At 46.0% G+C, this 5,204-nt stretch carries 5 protein-coding genes; 1 reads left to right on the top strand and 4 read right to left on the bottom strand.

Going from position 1 to position 5,204, the window contains the following annotated elements:
- Positions 1–737 (top strand): L-histidine N(alpha)-methyltransferase (locus VMW01_10495; GenBank protein HUW06678.1); only part of this gene is annotated, 737 nt, incomplete at its 5' end.
- Positions 738–889: 152 nt separating this feature from the next.
- Here the strand turns inward: VMW01_10495 and VMW01_10500 are convergent.
- From VMW01_10500 to VMW01_10515, 4 genes are all read right to left on the bottom strand, one after another.
- Positions 890–1,777, bottom strand: coding sequence for a DMT family transporter (locus VMW01_10500; protein ID HUW06679.1), 888 nt, complete (start codon positions 1,775–1,777; stop codon positions 890–892).
- Positions 1,778–2,164: 387 nt separating this feature from the next.
- Positions 2,165–3,226, bottom strand: a complete 1,062-nt coding sequence (gene namA / locus VMW01_10505; GenBank protein ID HUW06680.1) for an NADPH dehydrogenase NamA — start codon at positions 3,224–3,226, stop codon at positions 2,165–2,167.
- Between the two features lie 243 nt (positions 3,227–3,469).
- Complete coding sequence (locus VMW01_10510) at positions 3,470–3,781, bottom strand: nucleotidyltransferase domain-containing protein (protein ID HUW06681.1); 312 nt, start codon at positions 3,779–3,781, stop codon at positions 3,470–3,472.
- Between the two features lie 569 nt (positions 3,782–4,350).
- On the bottom strand, positions 4,351–4,719 hold the full coding sequence (locus tag VMW01_10515) for a hypothetical protein (GenBank protein ID HUW06682.1): 369 nt from the start codon (positions 4,717–4,719) through the stop codon (positions 4,351–4,353).
- Positions 4,720–5,204: the final 485 nt, after the last annotated feature.

Raw genomic sequence — 5,204 nt, forward strand, 5'->3', positions numbered from 1 at the left:
GAATCCGGCTTATTGAACCTGGTGCAGGAGATGGTTTTAAAACTCGTTTACTCGTTCATGCCTTAATGGCCAAGGGCTATGAATGCACCTACAACCCAATAGATATCTCGGCCAACGTGCTCGATATACTCTGCACCTCTATGCTGAAAACATACCCTCAGCTGGAATGCGAGCCAATAATTGGCGATTATGCTGAGCTATCTGAAAAGATACCCGACGATGGATTGCCCCGGTTGATGCTATTTCTTGGCTCTAGCCTAGGCAATTACGACGGTGAGGCCTCCATTAACATCCTGAGAAATTTTTCAGCACTTCTTAAACCGGGAGACTTCTTTCTACTCGGTGTCGATCTGGTTAAGGAACCTTCTCGAATTCTGGCGGCCTACAACGATGCCAGTGGATACACCGCCCAATTCAACTATAACCTGCTTACAAGAATTAACCGTGAGCTTGATGCCAATTTCGATATCGACAACTTTCTTCATTTTCCCGTCTACAACCCAATTTTACAGCAAGCCGAAAGCTACCTGCTGAGCAAGCAAGTGCAGCTGGTTACCATTAAATCGGCCAATGTAGATATCCATTTTGGTGCTTGGGAGCCCATACACACCGAAATATCGAGGAAATACACGTTGGATAAGATAGAGTCGCTCTCCACCAATTCCGGATTCCAAATTATATCGAACTACACCGACATGCACAACGACTTTTGCTGCAGCTTGTGGCAGAAAAGGTGATAAATGGCAAGTTGAAAAAGTAGGTGTAATGCTGGGAATTGGACGCTGGTCTCATAAAGAATAGCTGTGTCGTAATCCATGTTCGTATCGACAGGCTAACTAAAGTTTGGCTTCTGAACTGAAACCAACTTGATTTAGAATGGAATAGCTGGCTAATCGGCTATCTTTAACTTCGCCACCCTACTCAAACTTTTATTTCGGTTTGAGATGAGTTGAAAGGCGACAATTCCACCAAGAATGACAAGCCCACCAGAAATTTCTCTCCAGCTTAACAGCTCGGAAGCAAAAATCCACGCAAAGAGCGCAGCAAAAACCGGTTCAAGCGTAAATATCAGCGCCACCGTAACGGTGTCCACCTTTTTTTGTGCCCATACCGAAACGAAGTAACAAAAAAGCGTTCCTATAAATCCGAGATAGAGCATTGTAATAGTTTCGCCACCCGAAAGCGCAAACGAAACGGGCTGGGTAGAGACGTATAGCACGAAACTCAAAATAGCAGCAAATAGGAATTGATACCCAATGAGCGAGAACACCTCGGTTTTCTGAACGTATCGCCCGGCTAGAATAAGGTGCCATGCCAGCGAGAATGACGTAATAAGGGTAATTAAATCGCCTATGTTCAGGGCCGTTTGGCTATCGTAGGCAAGCAGGTATAATCCCAAAAAGACAACCAGCAGAATGATGATCTCCATGAACTTCAACTTCCTCTTAAAAAAAACGAACAGCAGGATTGGAATAATAACCACTCCCGCACCCGTTATAAATGCGCTGTGCCCGCTGCTGGTGTATTTTAGTCCAATGGTTTGTGAAATGTAGGTTGTGGCCAGCAGAACACCCAGCACCATTCCTCGAAGCAGATTTGTTCGGTTTAGGAGTGCCTTTTTGTCCTTGAAGTAGGCAAATGTAAGCATGGAAACAGCGGCAATAAACGTGCGGAGAAAGACAAGGTAATACTCATTAACCGTTGCAACGGTATCCTTTATTATGAAAAAAGTTGAGCCCCAAATAACTGTAGTGAGTACCAGCAAAAAATACTTCATTCCAAACTTCTTAAAATTGCGCCGCAAGATAGCTTTTGTTTTGCGTCAATACACGGCCAGAGCCTATTTTGAGTTGTGAGTTGTGAGTTGTGAAGTTGTGAAGTTAGAAACTAGAAATTAGAAACTAGAAACTAAAACTAGAAACTAGAAACTAGAAACTAGAAATTAGAAACTAGAAATTAGAAACTAGAACCGACCGAAGAGAACTCCGTCAATGGCCGGACAAGTCAGCATAGCCAAATTAGAAAATAGAAACTAGAAACTGGAAATTAGAAAATAGAAATTAGAACCGAGCTTGCGAGTTCGGCGTAGCCAAATTAGGAACTTCTCCCCCTACAGCCTATACACCTACAGTCTAAATACCTAAACTCCTACAGCCTATCTCCACTACTTCCCCCTCACATACTGAACCGGCCACTCCACATCGTCGCCCAGCTGCTTGGCGGCATGCAGTGGGAAGTTGGGGTCGCGTAGCGATTGCCGTGCTATGAGGATAAGGTCGGCCTGCCCCTTTTGCAGTATATCCTCGGCCTGCTGCGCCTCGGTAATGAGGCCAACGGCTCCGGTCATAATGCCCGACTCCCTTTTAATGCGCTCGGCAAAGGGAACCTGGTAGCTCGGGCCTAGCGGAATTTTTGCATGGGCCACCATTCCTCCCGAGGAGGTATCGATGAGGTCCACCCCATGCTGCTTAAGAATTGCAGAGAGCTTTACCGCCTCATCAACATCCCAACCACCCTCGGCCCAATCGGTGGCGGAGATGCGAACAAACAGGGGAAGCGTTTGGGGCCACACCTCCTTTACTGCCTCCACAATCTCCAAAAGCAACCGTATTCGGTTTTCGAAGCTGCCGCCATAGCCATCGGTGCGGTGGTTGCTCAGCGGCGACAGAAACTGGTGAACGAGGTAACCGTGGGCAGCGTGTAGTTCAACCACCTTAAACCCAGCCTTGAGCGCGCGCATGGCCGCCGTCCTAAAATCGGAAACAACCTTCTGAATGCCTTCAAGGGTAAGAGCTTGCGGCAGCCCATCCTCCGGGAAAAACGGAATTGCTGAGGGAGCCACCGTAGCCCAACCGCCCGCCTCACCGTTGAGCTGCTTTCCGCCCTCCCACGGACGAGCGCAGCTGGCCTTACGGCCGGCGTGCGCCAGCTGAATACCCGCCACCGAGCCCTGCTGATGGATAAACGCTGTAATGCGCTGCAGCATTCCGACGTGCTCCTGCTTGTATATGCCCAAATCGTTGGGTGAGATGCGCCCCTCGGCCGACACCGCCGTGGCTTCCGCTATAACAAGTCCCGCCCCTCCAGTGGCGCGGCTACCCAGGTGCACCAGGTGCCAATCGTTGGCAAAGCCATCTGTGGTGGAGTACATGCACATGGGCGAAACGGCAATTCGGTTTCGGAGGGTTACCTCCTTAATGGTGAGGGGGGTGAAGAGCTTGGACATGATGGTTATATTTTATGTTGAAATGGCAATATATACGCTGTTTGTTCGCACATTTTGCAGGTGCAATGGAGCTGGCAGCACGCCGTAGCTAACCGCTAACTACAAAATGAGAAGGACAGATATCAAACGTAAAGGAAGGCAGTTTGTTCGGTGCGGCAGGATGGCAAAACGTGACTGCCCTTAAGGCGGTTTGGCACAAGTGCTGTACTGGGTGAGTGGGCTATTGGGCTAAGTAATTTAGCATCATGCTATCTCAATGCCTGTCCTTTTTATCTCAATAATAAATGGGCTATTAGAATCAAAATCGTCTTTGGATATGGGGTGTGGTTCTATTCGTGAGTCGATTTGGGATGCAAGCAACATTAGCTGAACCTGTAAATCAAACTTATCACTATCATTGAGCTTGTCGAAAACTAACGCTATGTCAATATCGCTATCCGACCTCTCACTATTCTTGGCATAAGAACCAAAAAGAATAGCTCTTGTAACCCCTTTGTGATTCTTTTTGATTAATGAAATATACTGGTTTATTGAAGTAGTAGCTCTCTTATCCATAACCGTTGAGTTTTTAGTTCATTAATCCATTGCGTAGTGTATTCAAGGGTGCACATTTTTTGAAAACTCAATTTGTAGTCGTCGTATCGTGCATTAATATTGAAGGCAGTAACTGTCACAAAAAACACCTTTTGCTCTTCAGTCATTTCAATTTCAGCCAATTCAGCTAATCTGAAAAGGTTGTGAATAAATGGGGGAAAGTCCTGTTTGGATTTCACGTAATATGCTTTCAGAAGCTTCTCAATCATAAGATGTCCGACAAACAACGACTAGGTAAATCGTTTGGTTTCAAACATAGCCATCATTGTCTCAAAATCATCATCTGAGGTTTCAATCCAATACTTGGTTAACTTTTCGATATCAATTTCTCTCGATCCCATAAAGACAAAATTAACGAAATTTTCTTGCTCGTCATTATTAATCAATCGTAAAGGTAAACCGTTTGTTCGCTGCGGCAGGGCGAAGAGTGCGCCTTGCTTGCCCGGAGATATGATGAAATAGTTACGCGGACACGCTGCTTTCTTTTATCGAAAGAGCATATCCGCGCATAATGGGAGTTCCAAGATTAGCTAGAGATAAATCTCATCTTCCGACTTTGCCGTTTTAATTGTAAACTTGGAGATGAAGCCCATAGTTTTTGCTGCAATAGTAAACAAGGAGTTGTTGCTTACAACCCATATGGTACTAATTTGCGCCTTAAGTTCACCGATACTGTTTTGCCAAATTAACCGAGCATTTGTATCGTATCCTGTCATTTTTAGGCAGCTGAAGATGATAGGAACCTTTTCGTTTGGTTGTAATTGTGTGGCGAACTCCTCAACCCACCGTTTCTTCGCTTGAGCAGCCTGCTCTTCAGTAAAAAATCCGTCGAAGGAGAATACAAGGCATTTATGCCCCTTCTTCTCGCACCAAGCTATCTTTATTGCTTCAGTTTCCATAACTTTTGTTGTTACATATGGGTTGTAACTGCCAAAGGTAATTCATAATATATTCAGTTTAGCAGAAGGGGTATGCTTTTCAGCATCAACCATAAAGATTTACGTCATAAAGATCAGCGCCATTCATGGCTGATGGAAGTATTTAGAGAAAACGGGGTAGCTTTTGCTGGTTAGCGCGAGCGGGGTGTTGGGTGGGTGAGCGGTGTATGGGCCACAGGTCCATGCTACTGCCTTTTGCTTTGGGTTGGCTGTGGTAATGACCGCCTGTGTGCCTAGTCCAGGTTTTCTCTGTGTTGCACTGATAGGTTGGCACGGACGAGGACAGCAGCGCCATCGCCTAATTTGTTGGTCGAGTAGGTAAGTGCTTTACAGCACAAACCTCTCACGGAACCGTACGTGAACCTCTCGATTCATACGGCTCTTGTCATTCCAACTATTGGTTAAAACCATAGCGCCAGTGCACGAACAGGTTCGGATGTGCCTTT

It is taken from the genome of Williamwhitmania sp. (assembly GCA_035529935.1).
Lineage (GTDB): Bacteria > Bacteroidota > Bacteroidia > Bacteroidales > Williamwhitmaniaceae > Williamwhitmania.

Coding starts and splice junctions, on each gene's coding strand:
- VMW01_10500 (HUW06679.1), bottom strand. CDS start 1,777: ATGAAGTATTTTTTGCTGGTACTCACTACAGTTATTTGGGGCTCAACT.
- namA (HUW06680.1), bottom strand. CDS start 3,226: ATGTCCAAGCTCTTCACCCCCCTCACCATTAAGGAGGTAACCCTCCGA.
- VMW01_10510 (HUW06681.1), bottom strand. CDS start 3,781: ATGGATAAGAGAGCTACTACTTCAATAAACCAGTATATTTCATTAATC.
- VMW01_10515 (HUW06682.1), bottom strand. CDS start 4,719: ATGGAAACTGAAGCAATAAAGATAGCTTGGTGCGAGAAGAAGGGGCAT.